The organism is Pedobacter xixiisoli (assembly GCF_900215335.1).
Classification (GTDB): Bacteria; Bacteroidota; Bacteroidia; order Sphingobacteriales; family Sphingobacteriaceae; genus Pedobacter; species Pedobacter xixiisoli.
Window position 1 is genome coordinate 236445 of the sequence record NZ_OCMT01000005.1, and the last position, 20962, is coordinate 257406.

The window sequence follows — 20962 nt, forward strand, 5'->3', positions numbered from 1 at the left end:
AATAACAAATGGCCAATTTAAAAGAAGTAAGAAATCGTATTGCCTCTGTGCAGTCAACTCAGCAGATTACCAAAGCAATGAAAATGGTATCGGCAGCGAAGTTGAAGCGTGCTACTAATGCAATCATTCAATTACGTCCTTACGCAACCAAGTTGAAAGAGATTTTAGGAAATCTTTCGGCAAGTTTAGAAGGTTCCACCTCTCCGTTTACTGACGAGAGAGTGCCTAATAAAGTGTTGATCGTTACTGTATCTTCGAACAGAGGATTAGCTGGTGCTTTTAACATGAACGTGATTAAGGCCACAAATAATTTAATTGCCGAAAAATATAGCGAGCAGCTTAAAAATGGTAATGTAAGTATCGTTTCTATTGGTAAAAAGACACAAGATTTTTACGAGAAACGTAGTTACAAAGTTATTGGTAATAACAATGATGTTTACCAAGCGCTTACTTTCGAAAACGTAACTAAAATTACCGATGCTATTATGGCTGGTTTCGAAAAAGGTGAGTTTGATAAGGTGGAGTTGGTGTACAATCAGTTTAAAAATGCTGCCGTACAAATTATTACTACAGAGCAGTTATTACCTTTGCCTAAAGCAGATGCGGTAGTTGAAGTTAAAGGTGCTGCTAATGTTGATTATATTTTGGAGCCAAATCAAGAAGAGATTGTTTCTCAGTTGATTCCTAAATCAATCAAAATTCAGTTGTACAAAGCGGTGTTAGATTCTCATGCTTCTGAACATGGTGCTCGTATGACATCAATGGATAAAGCAACTGAAAATGCTGGAGATTTATTGAAAGCATTGAAATTGTCTTATAACCAAGCACGTCAGGCGGCTATTACAACTGAGTTAACTGAGATTGTAAGTGGTGCAGCTGCATTGAATGGATAATTAGTTCATTTGTTCAATAGTTCATTGCGCTTTGTCTTCCTGAGCTTCCCGAATACTCGGGACAAGTTGTCGAAGGATAATAAAAAAATACTAACCCTCATCGTTTTTCGGTGAGGGTTTTTTATTGGAACTTGAATCTGCCTTCGTTTCTTCGTCATTTCGAGCGCAGCCGAGAATTCTTTGGAGTTGCATATCTACAAGAAGTAAGAATGTTTAGTTTAAATTTCAATCGGTAAATCCAAAATGATTATGTTTTTTATCTTTGCATCATACTATTGAAATATGAGATTTAAACTTTTAATAATTGCTCTGTTGGCTTTTCCAGTAATTGCTTCGGCTCAAAAAGCAGGGCCGGAAAGAGATTGGACAAATGCGGTGTTGTGGCAGCAACATAGTGGCGAGTATAGAGCTTTGGCTTTTCAAGCGTACAACTTTGCTAGGCTGTCTTTAAAAGAGGCTTTGTGGGAAAATCAAAATGGTAAACCTAACTGCATTATTGTGGATGCTGATGAAACGATCATAGACAATTCTCGTTTTCAAGGATATGAAATTCAGCATGGTGTGAGTTATGTGCCCGCAGATTGGGCCGCTTGGACCGCAAAAGCCATGGCTGATACTGTACCAGGAGCTTTGTCATTCTTAAAATTTGCAGAGAGCAAGAATGTAGAAACTTTTTATGTTACTAATCGTGATGAGGCAGATAGAAAAGGTACCATTGAAAACTTGAAGAAATTGGGATTTCCTTACGTAGATGAGGCGCATGTGCTTACCAAAAGTACCACTTCTGATAAGCAGGAACGTAGGGATAAAATACTAGCTAAGTACAATGTATTACTGCTTTGTGGAGATAATTTAAGCGATTTTTCTAACGTTTTTTATCGTGAAGGAAAAGACACTAAAGAGCAAGTAGATGCCAATCAACACTTGTTCGGAACAAAATTTATTGTGTTGCCTAACCCAATGTATGGCGATTGGGAAAAATTGCTCTACAAAGAAGGAAAGTTTACCGAACAAGAGAAAGCTAAACAACGTTTGCAAAAGCTTAAAAGTTATTAATTTATCGTGCTTTTTATAGAAGAAATGTTATTTTTGCGCTAAACAAAATTAAAACGAATAAATCATGGATGCTAAAGAAAGAGAAAACAGCATTGATACGGCAAATCAGCCATCTATCTATATGACAATTTTAGTTGGTGTAGTAATCTGCGTGGTAGGTACTTTCTTACGTTTCGCTTTTGATGCACTTTGGTTATCACTTTTATCTTGGGCAATTTTGGCTGTTGGAACAGTAATTTGTTGCAAAGGTGTTTTTAGAATTTTAGGTTCAAGTAAGTCGTAATATTCAAATTTGAATTGAAAAAGCAAGTGTATCAATCTTGATGGCTTAGCTTCAAAAAAATATTTAGATAAATAAAAAATCCCCTTATGGTTGGTCCAGAGGGGATTTTTTCGTTATTGCCAAAAATGAGAAACTAGCAAGTGAAAACTGAAATGGGTTACCTTAATCAGTTTTTAGCATTAAGCATAAAACCTCTATACAAATTGTCTTCCTTAAGGAATTAGCATGCTTAAGACAATTTTGTTAAAAGGATGAGTATTACTTAAAACTTTAACAAGATGAAAAGACATTTTGCCATTATCGCTATGGCTGCAATTGTATTTGCAGGGTGTAGTTCCGAACATAAAGCTGAAACAGCTGATTACGCTGCCGCAGATACCATTGCTGCCGAATCAATTGCAAACGGAGAGCTAGTCGAAAAAATGACTAAAACTGCAGATATGCGGTTTAGGGTTAAAGATGTGCAACGAACCAAAGAAGATTTGAGTAACGTCATTAAAAAACAAGGAGGCTTGGTGATGGAATTTTCTGTAAACAGCTCTATTCAAAATACAGAAAAGGTCCGATTCAGTGCAGATTCACTTAAGGAAATCACTTCTTACAGGACAGAAGGCTATTTAGTCGCTAGAGTTCCTTCTGAGAAATTGGATGATTTTACCAATCAAATTGCTGGTATTGCAGTTTTTGTTGATAACCAATCGTTAAAGATGGAAGATAAAAGCTTGTCCTATTTATCGAATAAGCTAAAGGTCGAAAATAGAAAAGAGGCTGTAGAGCAAATCAATAAAATAGCAACAAAAAAAGGCGCTAATGTAGAAAGCTCATTAGATATCAAAGATGATTATATAGAAAAGAAAATCGAGAATTTGAGTATAGATAAACAAGTAAGATATAGCACTATCACTTTGAGCTTTTATCAACCAAATACCATTAAAACAATGATTGTAGCTAATGATAATATCTACGATTATAAACCAGATTTCTTTAGAAGACTGGGTTTGAACTTGGTTGATGGTTGGATGTATTTCAAAGAGTTTATTTTGTTCTTGTCTCAGTTGTGGCTGTTTGTTGTAGCTGGTGTGATTGCCTTCTTTGTGATTAGGTATTACACAAGGAAACAAGCTAGCAAGACTTTTTTGCCTCCTCCAAGTAATTAGGCAGGTGCTCGTCATTTCGAGCGAAACGTAGTGAAGTCGAGAAATCTTTGGATTTAAGTTCAAAGATTTCTCCATTTCGTTTTACTCCAGTCGAAATGACGACCTATTTACGAGCAAAATGAATGTAAAATTTAAATGATAAAATATGTTTACGCGGTTAAAATGCTAACTTCAATCTAGCTAAACTATAACGATTACATGAAGAAAATCATCCTTTTTACTGGTCTTGCTGCTTTAATGTTTAATGCCAAAGCCCAAGACAATTTTTCTAACGCATTCAAACAGATTAACACCGAAGTTCAAAGTAATTCGGAGGCTTATCAGAACTTAAAAAATGCTACGGAGAAAATCGGGCATCGTTTAACGGGTTCTGCTAATGGTGCAAAAGCAGAGGAACTTGCATACAATCTCTTCAAGTCTTACGGTTTTGACGTGAAATATCAACCATTTGAAGTAGAAAGCTGGGATAGAAAAACATTGACGGTTAAAGTTGGTGGAGATAAAGGTAATTTATCAGCAGTTAAAGCAGTGACTTTGGCCCATTCTCCGGTTAAGGCAAATGTAACTGGCGAGCTTATAGATGTTGGCAATGGCTTAGAAGCCGATTATCAACCATTGAAAGATAAAGTGAAAGGGAAGATTGCCTTGATTTATATAGGAGTATTGCCTGGTTCACCAGCTGGTACTGCATCTTTACATCGCTCAGAAAAAACATCCATCGCAACTAAATATGGAGCCATTGGTGTGGTTATCATTAACAAAGTGGAAAACGGCGTTTTACTTACAGGTACGGCTTCGGTGACTGGTAAATTAATTCCAATTCCGGCGGTTTGCATTGGTTTAGAAGATGGTATGGCGTTGAAAGCAAAACTTAAAACTGCACCTCAATTTGCGCAAATAGAGATGACCAATTTCTCGGGAATGATTAAAGCCAGAAATGTAATTGCTACTTTAAAAGGAACCGAATTCCCTAACGAAAAAATTGTAGTAGGCGGTCACCTAGATAGTTGGGATTTGGCTACTGGCGCTATTGATAATGGCATCGGTTCTTTCTCAATTATCGATATGGCTAGAACCTTCAAGAAATTGAAATTGCAAACCAAACGCACGGTAGAATTTGTGATGTTTATGGGCGAGGAGCAAGGTCTATTAGGCTCTAAGGCTTATGTGGCACAAGGATCAAAAGATAAAACTTTAAACCAAGTTCGTTTCATGTTGAATTACGATATGACCAACGATCCAAAAGGATTTTCGACTACTAGAAAAGAAATGGAACCGCTATTTAAAAGCTGGGGAGCAGAAGTAGTGAAGATTGATACAGGTTTTAAAAACTTATTTCACGCAGGGGCAGGTTTACATAGCGACCATCAACCATTTATGCTAGAAGGCGTGCCAACTGGTGGTGGTGCAGGAGGAAAACTACCGAACAATTCTGGACCGTTTTATCACTCAGATGGCGATGGTTTTCACTTGGTAGATGCGCAAGGAATGAAAAACACGGTACGTTATTCTGCTATGCTTACTTATGCTTTGGCAAATACCGCAAAAATTCCTGTGAACAGGTTTTCAGATGCTGATTTGAAAGCATTTTTAGAAAGTCAGAAATTAAAAGAACCGCTAAAAATAGCTGGCGAATGGAAATGGGGAGATTAGTCTCCCTATTTTTATATGAGGCTTGTCAGTAGTGCAAATGTAAAAGCTGCTGAAGTAATATTCAGGTTTGAGTTCCTGATATGCTTTAAAGCAGTGGTAATTTGATTTTCTACAGACCGTTTAGATATCCCGAACTTCTCAGCAATTTCATCATTAGAAAGATTTTCTATCCTGCTCAGCCAAAAAATCTCTCTACATCTTTTAGGGAGAGGAGATAGAAAACTACCCACTTGATTTTCGAAATCTTTGTAATTTAGTTTAAGCTCACCCAAATTGGTTGTAGTTCCTCCTTCATAAGCTTGATAGTCGTCTACGTAGCTTACCAAAGATTTCTTTTTTGCTTTTAATTCCTTAAAAACGTGGTATCTAGCCGTTACATGAATATAATTGGCGAATTTCTCTATTTTTAGATGCTCTCTTCTTTTCCATAATACCACAAATACATCTTGCACTATATGTTCCGCCGTTTCAGGGTCGTTAATATAGTGTAAAACAGTAGAATGTAGCTTCTTCCAATAACGATTGAATAAAGTATGAAATGCTTTATAGTCATTATTTTGAGTCGCTATCCATAAAGCTTCATCACTTGTTTGGTATTCGGACATTCTCCAAGGTATTATATCAGGTTTGATATGATAAAAGTAATTATTTGTAGACGATAATCAAATAAACCTGTTGTTTCTGCAAAATTATTCATGTGATGTTAAGTAGCTGTAAACTAAAAGTGAACTTGTGGCTGCAGAAAAAAAAAATATTCTTTTTATGTGTGTTGAGATTCTATTTATACCTCTATAAAGATAAATACCAATTTATAAATGACTTCAGAGGAATATATTAAGCTATATCAAAAATATATAGACGGTAAATGCAATACAGAAGAAGTAAAGCAATTATTTGATTATGAAGACAGTTTTCAGTTGATTGACGCTCAAGAAACAACAGAAGATTTCGCACTTAAAACTAGAATAAGCAATCGTATAGAAAAAGAAATAGATACAAAACGCAGCTTTAAATTATGGTACAGATACGTCGCCGCCGCCGTTGTAATTGTATCTATAGGTGTGTTTTTAACCCTTAAGCAAAATAAAGAAATATCAATTGAAAAACCTAAGCTAGCTAATCGAGTTAATAAACCTGTCGCTAAAAAAATAGATACAACGGTAACGGTACTTACCTTGGCTGACGGCACTATGGTTCCACTAGATGAGATAAAGAGTGGAGTATTGTCGGAAGATGATGGATTAGAAATTAGGAAGGTGAAGAATGGAGAACTATCTTACCATACTTCTGGTCAATTAATAGGAAATAACAAGTCACTAAATAAAATCTCTATTCCTAAAGGTGCTACTTATAAACTAACCTTAGCCGATGGTACTAAAGTTTGGTTGAACGCCGCTTCTTCACTTAGCTATCCATCTCACTTTAGTGGAGATGAACGGTTAGTTGAGTTAACCGGTGAGGCTTATTTTGAAGTGGCTAAAAACGAAAGGATGCCGTTCAAAGTAAAAGTAAGAAACACAGAGGTGCGTGTTTTAGGAACTCACTTTAATGTTTCTTCTTATGCGGAAGACGGGCCAGTTCGTACCGTGTTATTAGAAGGTTCTGTTCAGTTAGCCTATCTAGGCAATCAAAAATTGTTGAAGCCCGGTTATCAGGCAGTGACGGAAGGAAATTCAAGCAATATCATTCTACAAAAGGCAAATACATTGCAAGCTCTTTCATGGAAAAACGGATATTTTCTTTTCAAAGAGAATTCTATCGTAGAAGTGATGAATCAAATAGCGAGGTGGTATAAGGTAAGAGTGGTTTACGAAGATGGGATAGAAGGTAAATTATTTGGAGGTATTTACGATAAATCGAAAAATTTAGAAGAATTACTAAAAGGATTGGAGCTTACTGGGCTCGTTAAATTTAAAATAGAAGAGGGCGTTTCGTCTGAAGAAAGGAGGGTAATCGTTATGGACTAGCTCTACTAATGATAGCCTGAAAATAAAAACCCTGGAGACGTTCGCACCGTATCCAGGGATTATGTCAGGGTTAATTGAACCGATATAGCAATCAATAGATATTTAAACCTAACATTCAAATGTATAAAAAAAATACTGCATTTAATTGCAGCAGGTACTCTTGCATTTACCCGAAATTTTATCGTACCATGAAATTAATAATGGTGTTTGTCTTTGCTGCAATCTTACAAGTAAGCGCAGCAACTTATGCGCAACAAATTAGCTTGCAAACCGATGCTGAAGCCATAGAAAGCGTATTTATAAATATTAAACGACAAAGTGGATACGATTTTCTCTACAGTGCAGATTTATTAAAAAAGATTAAGCCTGTTTCTATCCGAATTAAAAATGCCTCTATTACACAGGTAATGGATAGGTTATTAGTTAATCAACCTCTTACCTACATCATTAATGGGAAAACAATTACACTTAAAGCAAAACTTAACCAAGATATTGATGTAAAAGGTAAGGTTGTAGATAAAGATGGAAATGGTATACAGGGTGTAAATATTAGAGTTAAGGATAGATTGGTAGGTGGAGTGATTTCGGGTGTAGATGGTGATTTTATCATTAAGGCATCTGGCCCTAAAAGTATATTGACATTTTCATTTTTGGGGTTTATCACGCAAGAAGTTGTGGTAGGAACAAAAAATAACCTAACTGTAGTTTTACAAGAGCAACAGAACGACCTCAGTGAAGTAGTGGTAACTGCTTTAGGGATAAAAAGGGAAGAGAAATCACTAGGTTATGCCATTACTAAAATTGAAGGTGATGACATAGCTCAAACGGCGCCTACTAACTGGGTAAATGCACTCTCAGGTAAGGTTCCTGGTCTTAACATTTCTAGGGCAGGGGCTGGACCAGGAGGTTCCGTACGTATTACTTTAAGAGGGCAGAATTCTCTAGATTTAGATAAAGGCGAGCCATTGTTAGTGATTGACGGTGTACCAGTAACTTCTGGAATGATCAGTAATAATGGGCAAAGTTATGGTGCCGCAGGAAATTCGGAAACGCCTGTAGACTACGGAAATGCACTAGGCGATATCAATCCAGATGACATTAAAGAAGTTTCGATATTAAGAGGCCCTTCTGCAGCAGCTTTATACGGATCGAGGGCAGCTTCGGGTGCTATTTTAATTACAACCAAATCTAACGAAGAAAAAAACGAACGCTTTACTGTTGGCCTTAACTCTGGAGTTACGATAGATAAAATTCTGAGATTTCCAGATTACCAAATGGAATACGGAGATGGCGCACCAGGAAAGCAAGACTATTACTCTTTTGCTACTAGCCCAGATGGAGCGGCTACACACTCATCTCACAGTTGGGGCCCAAAATTTAACGGACAGTTGTATTATCAGTATGACCCAGTAACTCAAACTATGGCTACTGAGCGCACACCTTGGGTAGCTGATAAAAATTTTTTGAAAGATGCCTTCAGAACGGGGGTAACGTATAACAATACAGTATCGCTAGCTGGAGGCGATAGTAGAAATGCGGTGAGGTTTTCATACAACGATCAACGCAACGAATATATCGTTCCAAATACTGGTTTTACTTACAATAGACTCTCGTTTTCTAGCAATAGTAAGCTTAATAAATTTCAGGTTAATACTAGATTTAACTACTATCACAAGGGTAGCGACAATTTGCCTCTGGCAGGGTACAACTCCAACACCTACATGTATGCCTTGATGTTTACCCATCCGAGTGTGCCTTTTAGTTGGTACGAAAATTATTGGAAGCCAGGCCAAGAAGGTATAGCGCAAAATAACAGATTGCTTACTTCTATAGACAACCCATATTTTACGACTTATGAAAATTTGAATACCGTAAACTATGATCGCCTTTTTGGGAATATCACGGCATCGTATATCATTAGTAAGAAAATGGATATCCAATTACGAGGCGGTTTAGACAAGAGCACTTCCTTTCGTACTTTTAGAAGACCTTTCAGCTCTATTCGCTTTACTAACGGTAGATACCAAGAACAAAATGTAGGGATGAAAGAGCAGAACATCGATTTCTTGTATAAGTACAATGAAAAATTATCTAAGAATGTAGGAATGTTGTTTACTGCAGGTGGTAGCTCTACCAGACAAGAATCACAAAATAATAACACTATTGCAGAGCGATTAAGCTACCCCGCCCTTTACACTCTAGCAAACTCAAAAGATCGCCCTTTAATAGATAATACCAGATATACAAAGGTGGTGAACAGTTTATATGGCTTGGCTCAGTTCAATTATAAAACTTATCTCTTCTTAGATATTTCTGGTCGTAACGATGTTTCGAGTGCACTACCTAAAGCTAATAGATCTTATTTTTACTACTCCGCATCGGGGAGTGCCATATTTACCGAGATGTTCGACATGTCGGCAATTAAAGCGCTGTCCTATCTGAAGCTAAAAGCATCTTCTGCACAGGTAGGTAACGATACCGAACCTTATCGTGTTGGACGATATTTTTCTAACACAGGTTTTGGAGGAAGTTACAGCAGTCCTACTACTCGCCCAGGCGGAGAAGATTTAAAACCAGAGATCATTACTAACCGTGAATTGGGTTTAGATATCCGATTTTTCAAGAACAGGTTAAGTCTAGACCTTACTTACTACAATTCAAATAGCCGAAACCAAATTTTAGAAGTGCCTAATGATCCCAGTACAGGTTATACACATAGAATATTCAATGCAGGTTTAATCAATAATATAGGTTGGGAAGCTGCTATGGGTATCAGTCCCTTGAGTAATAGAAGTAAATTGAAATGGAAAAGCACCATTACTTGGTCTACCAATAAGAGTTTAATTAGAGAACTTGCGCCAGGTGTAGAGTCTATTATTATGGCTACCGGACCTAGAGGATATATTGAAGCAAGAGTAGGCGGGGCCGTTGGTGATATTTATGGGTCAGGATATTTGAGATCTCCGGATGGACAAATTGTGCATGACGCAAGCGGGTATCCGATCATAGATACAGAGACAATTAAATACATTGGCTCGGCAGTGCCAGATTGGAAAGCGGGCATCCAAAACAAATTTAATTATAAGAATTGGAGCTTTAGTTTTCTTGTGGATGGCCAAAAAGGCGGAAAAATATATTCCTTCTCACACTCAGTTCTTGGGGGATTCGGCAAGCTGAAATCAACTTTGCCCGGTAGGTACGAAGGTATTGTAGGCGAAGGAGTAGTGCGAAATGCAGACGGTAGCTATCGTCCTAATGATATTGTTGCAGATGCTCCAAATTACTACATCGCAAAATATTTCAGAGATAACGTAGAAGGAAATACTTTCGATGCTTCATTTATCAAGCTGCGTGAAGTAAGTGTAGAATATAAGTTTAGTCAAAAATTGCTGAGTAAAATAAAAGCTTTTAAGTCGGCATCATTTAGTCTGTACGGACGCGACTTGTTATTGTTTACAAGTTTCCCATTATACGATCCTGAAATAGCAACCTTAAATAGAAATAGAATAGAACCAGGCTTCGAAACAGCGCAATTCCCTTCTACTAGAAGCATGGGCGCAGTTCTTAAAGTAACTTTTTAAAATATCATTGTATGAAAATTATTAGCAAGATGAAGCTGATCATGGTAGTGTTGATTATTGGAGCCTTAGTTTCTTGTTCCAAAGATTTCGACAATTTAAACAATGATCCCAACCGTTTGGAAAACGTAGCTCCAGGAACATTGTTAGCACCAGCTCAATATTACGGACACTGGGCCATCACCTTAAGAGCACATCGTATTCATAACGAATTAATGCAGTATACGGTAGAAACGGGCACCTTAAATGATTTCGCCCGCTACATATTTAGAGAAAACGAACCTGATTACTTGTGGACAAACCTTTACAGACGAGCTTACGACATGCAAGAAATGTATCAGTTGGCAGAGAAGATAAAGGATAGTAACAATATGGGGGCAGCCTTGGTGATGAAAGCTTGGTTGGTATCAAACCTTACGGACATATTTGGAGATATTCCTTACACCGAAGCATTTAAAGGAGATGATGAATTGTACTATCCAAAATTTGATACCCAAAAGAGTATTTATGAGAGCTTACTAGCCGATTTAAAGAGAGCTAATGATTTGTTTAAAGAAAATCTAGCATTTGAAGGTACAGATCTGATTTACAATAATGATGTGATCAAGTGGAAGAAATTTACGAATGCGCTACGATTACGTTTGTTATTGAGATTATCTGATAGGCCGGAGATGAACAGCAGAGCGGAAATTGCAGAAATGCTAGGTAATCCAACAAAGTACCCATTGTTTGAGAGAAATGAGGATGAAGCGATGATGAAAAACACTGGTATTAGTCCATTTATCAATACTTTTTCAACCTGGAGAGATGCAGAGTTTAGTGGTAACAGACGTTTAGGTAAACCACTGATGGATCTGATGAATACTACTGTTGATGGTAGACGGTTCAGATATGCAACTAAAAACAGGGACGGCGGTTACAACGGCATTCCTAGCGGATATACACAAACACAAGCTGCTGAATTTGCGGTGAATGGCGGTGTTGGGGCATCTACGTACGCTGCTACGCTACAATTGCAGGATTATCCATATCCATTGTTGACCTATTCGGAAGTAATGTTCAATTTGTCTGAAGCAGCTTTAAAAGGATGGATAAGCGGAAGTGCAGAAACTTATTATAATAAAGGTATCGAGGCATCATGGAGGCAATGGAATTGCACTTGGGATGGCGGTGCCGGAACAACCTATTTGGCCAGAAGTACGGTAAAGTTTAACAACACCATGGAGCGTTTAATGAACCAAAAATACATTGCGCTTTTCTTTTCAGGTTTCGAGGCATGGAATGACTACCGCCGTACGGGCTATCCAAACTTGCCTATTGGTCCAGCAGTGGGTAATGACGGAATTTTACCTCGTAGATTAGAATATCCATTGATTGTTAAGGCAACCAATAAAGAAAATTACAGAGAAGTAGCGGCAAGAATTGGTGGCGATAATTTAAAAACAAGGGTATGGTGGGACAACAACTAAGGAAATGTTATTTCGTTAAAGTAGCTTGTTTTTTACTAGTGGCGTTAACCGTACTTGCTTGTAAGAAAAAAGGAGAACCTGCTAGTACTGAGTACGAGCCTATAAAAGTGCTTTCTTATAATATTTATGAAGGATTTAGAGGCGATGAAACGACTATTACCAACTTTAAGAAATGGGCAGATACCTTAAAAGCCGACGTAATTGCTTTTCAGGAAATGAAATATTTTACCAAAGCAAGCCTGAAGACTTTTGCTGCAGAAATTGGTTATCCGTATACGGTAATGTTTCATGAATCTGGCTTGCCGGTAGCTTTGGTGTCGCGTTATCCTATCACCAATATCAAAACTGTGCCTTCAGATCTGCATCTCATAGAAGCTCAAATTCTAGGCTATCACTTTTTTGTAGTGCATTTAAACGCTGCTACTTACGAAAAAAGGCAGCAAGAAATGAGCATCATTATGGATCGTGTGAATAAGGTTAGCGATAAAGAGAAGATACTGATGATGGGCGATTTCAATAACATGTCGCCTCAAGATGCTAAAGATTATGACAATACTGCTAAAATGAATTTGGTAGCGCAGAGTGAAATCAATAATCCAGGGACTAAAATCCTGAATAATGGGAAGATAGATTACACAGTAATACAGACATTGTTGGATAATGGCTTTTATGACACTTGGAAAATGTTCAGAACAGGCTACGAAAAAAGTGCTCCCACTAAGTTAAGAACGCATAATAACTACACTCGGATAGACTACATTTTTGTGAACAAAGCACTTTCGAACGACTTTGCCAAATCTTACATGATAAAAGACGAGTTCACAGATTACGCTTCAGATCATTATCCAATGGTGTTTATTTATAAAAAGCGATAACTCATCTCAAAACTTAAAATCAGGAACTATTTCAATCAAAAATGATGAAAAAGATACTATTACTATGCGCTCTTTATAGTGTGTTAATTGCTAAGGTAAGCGCACAAAAAAAATGGGAGTACGGGTTTGGCTCTTTAAATGGAGTGGTTAACGATACTAAAAATACAAGTGTAACCATATCAAGAAACGAAACGAATGAATTGCTTCCTATTCCTGCCGAATCTCAAGTTATTAGTTTAAGAGTAGGAAACAATAAAGAAAATAATGGGGGCTTCAATGTGTCTGATTCTGGGACTGAATTTGGAACAGGGGCGAAATTGGTGATGACTGCTCCGCAAGGTTCCTCCACTAATAAATTCTCTATCACCCGTATCAATGGAACACCGTTGTTCGCCGTTAGCTTCCACGTAAAATTTGACTCAGGAAGCAAGGGGAACTATAAGTTTGCCATTGGGAAAGATGTAGATGGTAAGACACCTTTTTCAAATGCCTATAATTTTAGTGCTACGGCGGCACTACCTACATTTCTAATTCTGCAATGGGATATTTCTAAAACTGGTTATCGATTATCCGTACAGCAAAAAGATAAAAGTTTGTCTGGGATAGATGCATCATTGAATCCAGCAATATCTTTTGTGAATGGCAAGGAATACAGAGTGCAGGTTTATGCCAATAACACCGCAGAAGAAACAATGTATTTCCATCAAGCGAAGGAATATAAAATTGCCGCAGGTGCGTCACAAATATGGATTGATGACAAGCTTTTACTTAAATCTGCTGGAGAACCTAATTTCTTCACTGCCGAATTGCCTGCAAAAGAAATAATTAATGCTTTTGTTTTTTTGGGAGAGGGAACCGACAATGCAAAAGCTTATTTCGATGATTTCGTCTACGCCAATTACATTAAAAAGCTGGTTAGGAAAATCCCTCAAAAAAATGCCAATGCAGGTAAAGCCGAAAAATTGGATCCTGTTTGGGGAACTGGGAGTATATCCTCTTATCAAAAAACAGCATCACTTTTTGGAAAAACAGATATACCTAATCCTGATGTATTAAAGATTCTTTCTTGCAATGTTTTGAAAGGGTTTAGCGGAGATCTTGCGATAGAGCTAGCTTTTCAAGAGTGGATCAATGAGCGTAAACCTGATGTAATAGCTATCCAAGAATTGAATGGTTTTAACCCAAAAAGATTGGAGGAGTTCGCCAAAAAAATGGGTTTTCCCTATGCAGTAATGCACAAGGAAGAAGGTTATCCTCTAGGTCTCTTATCAAAATACCCGATCAGTAACGTAAAGAAAATTAAAGACGGAATGCGACACGGCATCTTATCTGGCAAAATACTCGACTACAATTTCATTATCACACACTTGGTTTCTTATACCTATCAGCAAAGGATAAAAGAAGTGGATAGTGTGGTCTTAAAACTAGTCAACGATATCCCAAAAAATGAGAAAATAATCATGATGGGAGATTTTAATAACATGTCTCCAGAAGATAAACAGTATTACGATAACAACCCTGAAAAAATGAAGGCGCTGGTAAATTCAGAGAAGAATAATCCGGGTAATACTTATCTGAAAAACGGAAAGATAGATTATACCACAATTCAAAAAGTATTAGATGCAGGGTTTTATGATACCTATAGAATCTTCAATAAGCACTACGATAAAAGTGCCCCTACAAAAATGAAGAACCATAACAACTATACACGTATAGATTATATATGGGTAAACAAAAATGCCAAACCAGATTGTGTGGATATGTTCATCGTAAAGGATCAACTTACTGATTACATGTCCGACCATTACCCAACCTTATTAATCCTAAAAAAAGAAAAAAAATAAGATTATGCTTAAGAGATTATTATACACAGTTGTTTTAGCAACGCTGCTGCAAAATGTAAGTGCGCAAGTTAAATTTTATCCCGCCAAGCAATTTACAATGGTGGGGAAGGCGCAAGAAACAGACTCTTTTTATCACCGATTAGATACCAATAGATACAAAGGTTTGCCGCCACGCATAGTTCAGTTGTTGTCAAATACTGCGGGTTTGGCCATTTCTTTTAAAACAAACAGTACATCTATCTCGGCTAAATGGTGCGTGTCTAGAAGTAGGCCTAACCCTTATCTCACGCCAATAGCCAATAAAGGATTGGACTTGTATGTGAAAATTGATGGCAAGTGGCAATTTGCTGGAATTGGTAAAAATACTGCGTTGTGTAGCGATGAGGTAATTATCAATAACATGGATAATACGGAGAAGGAATTTTTACTGTATTTGCCTTTATACGATGTAATTAGGCAGTTAGAAATTGGTGTGGATAACAAAGCTAAAATCGAGTCTGGCTCAAATCCATTTAAGCATAAGGTACTTATTTATGGTTCTAGCATTGTGCAAGGTGCATCAGCAAGTAGACCTGGAATGGCCTATCCTGCCAAGCTTTCTAGACTTAGCGGTATCAACTTTATTAACCTAGGTTTTAGCGGGAGCGCCAAAATGGAACCTGCGGTGGCAGATATGGTTGCCTCTGTTGAGGCTGATGCCTATATTTTAGATTGCGTACCTAATTCTACTCCTCAAGAAATTAAAGAAAGAACGGCTTATCTGGTAAATACAATTCGTAAAAAACATCCTAAAGCACCAATAATTGTAATGCAAAGTGTGATACGCGAAAGAGGTTTTGTAGACAAAAAAATGGGCGAAAACGTGAGAAATCAAAACTTGGCAATCCAAAGTGAAGTGTTAAAATTATTGCAGGCCAATGTAAAAGATTTGTACTTCATCACATCAGAAAAGATGTTGGGTTTCGATCATGAAGGCTCTGTAGACGGTACACATCCCAACGATTTGGGCTTCGAAAGAATGGTCAATTACATCTACCCAATTATCAAGGAAACTTTATCTAAACACGGAATAAATTAATAATTCAAAACAAAAAAATTGAGCGATGAAAAAATGCTTACAACTATTATTGATGTGTGTTCTATTTGCGGGATATACTAAAGCGCAGAACAAAAGCTGGACGTACGATTTTGGAACTGCTACAGGAAACCTTTCTCCAACCGCAGCTGCAGGCATACTATCTGCTAACGATGGAGATCCTACCCATATTCATTCTTTGTTGCCTGCCCCAGCAGATGGACAAATAGCTAGGGTTTGGACTGGAAACAGTAACGTGGGTGGCTACACGCTTTCTACATCTGGTACATTGGGTTCGGGAGCGAAATTGCTTTTTAATCCAGCGCCTACATCTTCAACTACAAAATTCTCGATATTGAATATTGATGGAACCGCTGTAATGAGTGTGGGTTTTAAAATCAAATTTGAGACGGGTACAAATGCACGCTATAGGTTTGCCGTAGGTAGAGATGTGTCTACGATCAATTGGAGTACAGCCTCAGGTTCTACCCAACTCTCTAATGGCACTAACTTTAATGATATGCTTACCAATCTTCCATCATTTTTGCTAATGCAATGGGATTTAAGTTCATCCAATTATACCTTAAAAATTAGAAAACAGGCAAGCTCAGATAACAATGTATCTTTTGATGGTTGGGAGACATTAAATCCTACGCTAAACCCATCTGTTTCTTTTGTAAATGGAGGTATTTATGATGTGCAGCTATATGCAAATAATGGTTCAGCAAGCGCTACCTATACCAAAATGGGCGTTACACAAACTGTGGCGGCACGCTCTTGCCATATTTGGATAAACAATACTCAGTTGTTGTTTGCTGCTAACGATCCTAATTTTAAGGATGCTGGTACAGGTTTGGCAGCTAACGCCGCGTTAAATGCCTTTATCTTTTTGGGCTATAACAATACAGATCCAGATGATTCTGCAGTGCATGATGCACGAGCCTACCTAGATGATTTCGTTTATGCCAATTATCTAGAAAATATCAACGTCTTACCAGTAGTTTTAGACGGATTTTCGGCAACAAAGCAAAACAATGGCGTATTACTAAACTGGAAAACCTTGTCAGAAAAAGACAATGCGAAGTTTGAAATTTTTAGGTCTGGAGATGCAGATCAAGCTCCTAAGCTCATCAAAACAATAACAGGAAAAGGCAATACATCCACGCTAACTAATTATAGTACGACGGATAATTCGCCATTAATAGGAAATAACTATTACAAGCTGGTACAGTCAGATTTTAATGGTAAGGCCGATACGTTAGCTACCGCATCTGCAAAAATGGGCTTTGCTAAAAGCGATTTCAACATCTACGTAGCAAATACAAATTCAGTACGATTGTCGATTAATTCTTTAACTAGCGAAAGTGCTGCGCTTGAAATTTATAATTTATCCGGTCAATGTTTGTTACGTGAAAAAGTAAGACTAACCGAGGGAGCGAACCAGCTGGCTATACCTGCAAAACTAGGTTCAGGAGTTTATGTGGGAGTCCTAAACACCAAAGAAGATCATTTTACAACCAAGTTTATAAGTAAGTAATCATGATGAAATTTTTAAGAATATTATCCTGTTTTGCACTGTTAGTGCTAACATTGATTTCTTGTAAAAAAGACAATACAGCAGCGGTAACTGTTACGCTTTCTGAAGATATTGTGATCCTTGGTATAGGCGAAGAAAGACAGTTGAGCGTGACTGGTGTACCTGCACAAGAAGTTGTTTGGAGTTCTTCAGATGCTTCCGTAGCAACCGTAAGTGTTACCGGAATGATTACCGCTTACAAAACTGGTGCGGTAGATATCAAGGCAACTTATAAGGATGCTACCTCTGTATGTAAGTTAAGTGTAGTGGTAGGCAATTATCAAAAAAACTGGATTTACGACTTTGGACAAACAGAAGGTAATTTATCGCCTACATCTGCTGCTGGAGCATTATCTGCTAATGATGGCATTGCGGGTCACATACATGCATTATTGCCAGCACCAACAAGTAGTCAGATAGCTCGTATATGGACTGGAAATAGTAATGTAGGAGGGTTTACCTTAACCAACACTGCTACTATCGGCTCGGGTGCCAGACTACTTTTTAAAGCACCGCCGTCAACTTCTACCAGTAAGTTCTCTATACTTAATATCGATGGTACAAATTTGTTCAGCATTGGCTACCAAATGAAATTGCAGGCTGGTACAGCAGGTACTTATAAATTTGCACTAGGCAGAGATGCCAGTACCATGGATTGGAATACGGCATTACCGTCTTTAAATGCTTCCCAGTTTTCTAATAATGTTAATTTTAGTCCTACCGCAGCACTGCCCGTTTTTTTAATTATGTGGTGGGATATTACGCCAAACGGTTACCAATTAAGTATTCAACAAAAGGATAAAAGTTTGGTTGCAGTAGATGCAACGCTGAACCCAAAAGTTAGCTTTGTAACTGGTGGAGAATATGATGTGCAGATCTATGCCAACAATTCTACAGGAGCTAGGAGATATGTAAAGAATAACGAAAAATATTCAATCTTACCTGGTGCATCGCACATTTGGATCAATAACAATTTACTTTTAAAAGCTGCTGGAGATTCAAATTTTGTGACTTCGGAAATGGATGCGAATGCAACATTAAACGCTTTTATGTTTATGGGCTTGAGCAATACCAATAATGCCGCACAGGTATATTTAGATGATTTTAAGTATGCCAATTACATCACAGACCTCAATATGCTAAGTAAGTAGAACCAAACTTACTATAAATAAAACTAACCATAGTTAAGCTTGCTTTGCTGCCTCGTGATAGCAGTAAAGTAAGCTTCGCTATTCCTTAACCTAAACAACTAATGAGAAGTTTTTTTAACCCTATTCCCGAAATGGAAGAACAGCTATCGGAAGAAGAACAAAAGAAATACTATAGCAGATTGAAATGGCATGTTTTCTTATCTGCCACCATTGGCTATGGCTTATACTACGTTTGCCGTTTATGTTTAAACGTAGTTAAAACGCCGCTGGTAAAAGAAGGCATATTATCCGAAACAGAACTAGGAATAGTGGGTTCTGCGTTATTTTTTAGTTATGCAGGAGGCAAGTTTGTTAATGGTTTTTTGGCAGATCGAGTAAATATCAGGGTGTTCATGTCCTTTGGTTTACTATGCTCAGCTTTGTTATGTATAGCTTTAGGTTTTAAAGTTTCTTTTGTGCTCTTTATTATACTTTGGGCATTTAATGGATGGTTCCAAAGTATGGGTGCGCCACCAAGTGTGATTGCCATTTCCAGATGGTTTAGCGGAAAAGAAAGAGGAAGTTTTTATGGATTTTGGAGTGCAAGTCACAACATAGGCGAAAGCATTACTTTTATCGTCATCTCTTTTGCAGTAACTGCTGCGGGTTGGCAATGGGGTTTTTGGGGAGCTGGCATGTTCGGTATTATTGGAGCAATTATTATCATCTCATTTTTATATGAAAGCCCAGAAAGCAAAGGAATTTATTTGTTGAAGGAAGAAAAAGTGGCGCACCAAAATGATGCCTCTGTAGCAAAGCAACAAATTGCGGTTTTAAAAAATCCAGCGATTTGGATTTTGGCATTGTCGAGTTCATTTATGTACATTAGTAGATATGCAATTAACAGTTGGGGCGTTTTTTACTTAGAAAATGCCAAAGGTTTTTCTATTGTAGAAGCAAGTTCCATCATTTCTATTAGCTCCGTTTGTGGTATCATCGGTACCATACTATCTGGCTTTGTTTCAGATAGATTTTTCAAAGGAAGTAGAAATGTTCCTGCTTTACTATTCGGAATTTTAAATACATTAGCCATAACACTTTTTTTAAGTGTTTCTAAAGATTATGTTTGGTTATTTGCCTTGTCGATGGTAGTTTTTGGTATTTCTATTGGCGGTTTAGTTTGCTTTTTGGGCGGATTGATGGCTGTAGATATTGCACCTAAACAAGCAACCGGTGCTGCATTGGGTGTGGTTGGTGTAGCCAGTTACATTGGTGCTGGTCTGCAGGATATCATTAGTGGAAAGCTCATTGCAAATGGAAAAGCAATTGTGGGCACCCAAGTCAACTACGACTTTACACTCATTTCTATTTTCTGGATTGGATCTGCGCTGCTTTCTATGCTGTTATGTTTGTTGATATGGAAATCGAAACCGAAAGCCGTCTAGTTGTTGGTTATATTACAACTCCTAGCTATTAATGTAACTCTCTAGCTGCGAAATAGTCTGTTTTTGATCTGCGATAATAAATTTTACCACATCGCCAATAGATACCATGCCAACAGCTTGATTTGCTGCTACCACTGGTAAATGCCTAATATGTTTGTCGGTCATAACTTGCATGCACAAATCAATGCTATCTGTTGCAGCTACAGTAATTGGATTAGCAGTCATTACTTCGCTAATTGGAGTGTCTTTAGATGCCTTGCCCTGTAAAACGATTTTTCGGGCATAGTCGCGTTCCGTAAAAATGCCAAGTAATTGTCCTTCTTCCATAATGAGCAAAGCACTAATGTTCTTTTCTGTCATTAACTTTAGTGCATCTAAAACCGAAGTATTTGGCACTACACTAAAAATCTCTAAAGGTTTTGTGTTGAAGATTTGTTGAACAGTTTTCATATTTGGAGGTTGCTTAGTTAACTAAATTTACTTAAAATAAAAGTAAAACCAAACTGTTACAACAACTTACTAAATATGTATGATTTTAATGGGTTGTTCTTTTGAGTTGCTAAGTTGTTTCCAAGCTTGGTATTTCTCCAATTCTTTAGCTACCTTTTTAACAACAAATCCTAAAATTACAGCATCGTCCAAAAATCCTAGTCCTACTAAAAAATCTGGTATTAAATCTAAAGGAGAAATAAAATAAAGCAGCGCCGCCAAAACTGATATCATGGTGGTTTTAGGGATGGCTGTGTAAGTACCGCTGGTATAATCTTTAGCTAGAGAGAAAAGCAGTTGTAACTGTTCCCATACGTTAGTCAGTGCACCTTTATTTTCGTTTGCTTTGGCGAAACCTTCTTGAATTTTGCTTAAGGTTTTGCCTTTATCTTTAATCAAAGTTCCTGCAATCTTACTAAAAGCAAAATAGCTAAACATTAGTTTTTTGAAATTCATCTGATATGTTTATGAG

General features: G+C 37.5%; 17 protein-coding genes. 14 read left to right on the forward strand and 3 right to left on the reverse strand.

Annotated features, from left to right (window positions below):
• Positions 1 to 8: 8 nt before the first annotated feature.
• The 5 genes from atpG to CRO54_RS20655 all read left to right on the forward strand — a co-directional run bounded on the left by atpG (position 9) and on the right by CRO54_RS20655 (position 5042).
• Positions 9 to 893 carry an ATP synthase F1 subunit gamma gene (atpG, locus tag CRO54_RS20635; RefSeq protein ID WP_097134003.1) on the forward strand — a complete coding sequence of 295 codons (885 nt, stop codon included), beginning with the start codon at positions 9 to 11 and terminating at the stop codon, positions 891 to 893.
• A 282-nt stretch (positions 894 to 1175) separates the two neighbouring features.
• Positions 1176 to 1949, forward strand: a complete 774-nt coding sequence (locus CRO54_RS20640; protein WP_097134004.1) for a 5'-nucleotidase, lipoprotein e(P4) family — start codon at positions 1176 to 1178, stop codon at positions 1947 to 1949.
• A gap of 64 nt (positions 1950 to 2013) precedes the next feature.
• Positions 2014 to 2232 (forward strand): hypothetical protein, encoded by a 219-nt coding sequence (locus CRO54_RS20645; RefSeq protein ID WP_097134005.1) that lies wholly within the window; start codon positions 2014 to 2016, stop codon positions 2230 to 2232.
• Positions 2233 to 2510: 278 nt separating this feature from the next.
• Positions 2511 to 3389, forward strand: a complete 879-nt coding sequence (locus tag CRO54_RS20650; RefSeq protein ID WP_097134006.1) for a DUF4349 domain-containing protein — start codon at positions 2511 to 2513, stop codon at positions 3387 to 3389.
• A 198-nt stretch (positions 3390 to 3587) separates the two neighbouring features.
• Positions 3588 to 5042, forward strand: a complete 1455-nt coding sequence (locus tag CRO54_RS20655) for a M28 family peptidase (protein WP_097134007.1) — start codon at positions 3588 to 3590, stop codon at positions 5040 to 5042.
• 11 nt (positions 5043 to 5053) lie between these two features.
• Here the strand turns inward: CRO54_RS20655 and CRO54_RS20660 are convergent, their stop codons facing one another.
• A complete protein-coding gene (locus CRO54_RS20660; protein WP_097134008.1) occupies positions 5054 to 5647 on the reverse strand; it encodes an RNA polymerase sigma factor in 594 nt (197 codons plus the stop codon).
• A 210-nt stretch (positions 5648 to 5857) separates the two neighbouring features.
• Here CRO54_RS20660 and CRO54_RS20665 point away from each other — a divergent pair, with 210 nt between their 5' ends.
• The 9 genes from CRO54_RS20665 (at position 5858) to CRO54_RS20705 (ending at position 20001) form a co-directional block, all read left to right on the forward strand.
• Complete coding sequence (locus tag CRO54_RS20665) at positions 5858 to 7009, forward strand: FecR family protein (RefSeq protein ID WP_097134009.1); 1152 nt, start codon at positions 5858 to 5860, stop codon at positions 7007 to 7009.
• 188 nt (positions 7010 to 7197) lie between these two features.
• A complete protein-coding gene (locus CRO54_RS20670; protein ID WP_171047972.1) occupies positions 7198 to 10590 on the forward strand; it encodes a SusC/RagA family TonB-linked outer membrane protein in 3393 nt (1130 codons plus the stop codon).
• An 11-nt stretch (positions 10591 to 10601) separates the two neighbouring features.
• Positions 10602 to 12056: a SusD/RagB family nutrient-binding outer membrane lipoprotein gene (locus tag CRO54_RS20675; RefSeq protein ID WP_097134011.1), complete on the forward strand. Its 1455-nt coding sequence runs from the start codon at positions 10602 to 10604 to the stop codon at positions 12054 to 12056.
• Positions 12041 to 12931 (forward strand): endonuclease/exonuclease/phosphatase family protein, encoded by an 891-nt coding sequence (locus CRO54_RS20680; protein WP_179747353.1) that lies wholly within the window; start codon positions 12041 to 12043, stop codon positions 12929 to 12931. Before CRO54_RS20675 ends, CRO54_RS20680 begins: the two co-directional genes overlap by 16 nt.
• Before the next feature lie 44 nt (positions 12932 to 12975).
• Complete coding sequence (locus CRO54_RS20685) at positions 12976 to 14775, forward strand: endonuclease/exonuclease/phosphatase family protein (protein ID WP_171047973.1); 1800 nt, start codon at positions 12976 to 12978, stop codon at positions 14773 to 14775.
• Positions 14776 to 14779: 4 nt separating this feature from the next.
• Positions 14780 to 15853: an SGNH/GDSL hydrolase family protein gene (locus CRO54_RS20690; RefSeq protein ID WP_097134014.1), complete on the forward strand. Its 1074-nt coding sequence runs from the start codon at positions 14780 to 14782 to the stop codon at positions 15851 to 15853.
• A 25-nt stretch (positions 15854 to 15878) separates the two neighbouring features.
• Positions 15879 to 17387 (forward strand): T9SS type A sorting domain-containing protein, encoded by a 1509-nt coding sequence (locus CRO54_RS20695; RefSeq protein WP_097134015.1) that lies wholly within the window; start codon positions 15879 to 15881, stop codon positions 17385 to 17387.
• Positions 17388 to 17392: 5 nt separating this feature from the next.
• A complete protein-coding gene (locus CRO54_RS20700; RefSeq protein WP_179747354.1) occupies positions 17393 to 18577 on the forward strand; it encodes an Ig-like domain-containing protein in 1185 nt (394 codons plus the stop codon).
• 101 nt (positions 18578 to 18678) lie between these two features.
• On the forward strand, positions 18679 to 20001 hold the full coding sequence (locus tag CRO54_RS20705) for an MFS transporter (protein WP_097134017.1): 1323 nt from the start codon (positions 18679 to 18681) through the stop codon (positions 19999 to 20001).
• Between the two features lie 21 nt (positions 20002 to 20022).
• Here CRO54_RS20705 and CRO54_RS20710 read toward each other — a convergent pair whose 3' ends face one another.
• Together CRO54_RS20710 and CRO54_RS20715 are read right to left on the reverse strand one after the other, a co-directional pair.
• Entirely contained in the window at positions 20023 to 20451 is a 429-nt protein-coding gene (locus CRO54_RS20710) for a CBS domain-containing protein (RefSeq protein WP_097134018.1), read from the reverse strand.
• Positions 20452 to 20520: 69 nt separating this feature from the next.
• On the reverse strand, positions 20521 to 20946 hold the full coding sequence (locus CRO54_RS20715) for a YkvA family protein (protein ID WP_097134019.1): 426 nt from the start codon (positions 20944 to 20946) through the stop codon (positions 20521 to 20523).
• Between the last annotated feature and the right edge of the window lie 16 nt (positions 20947 to 20962).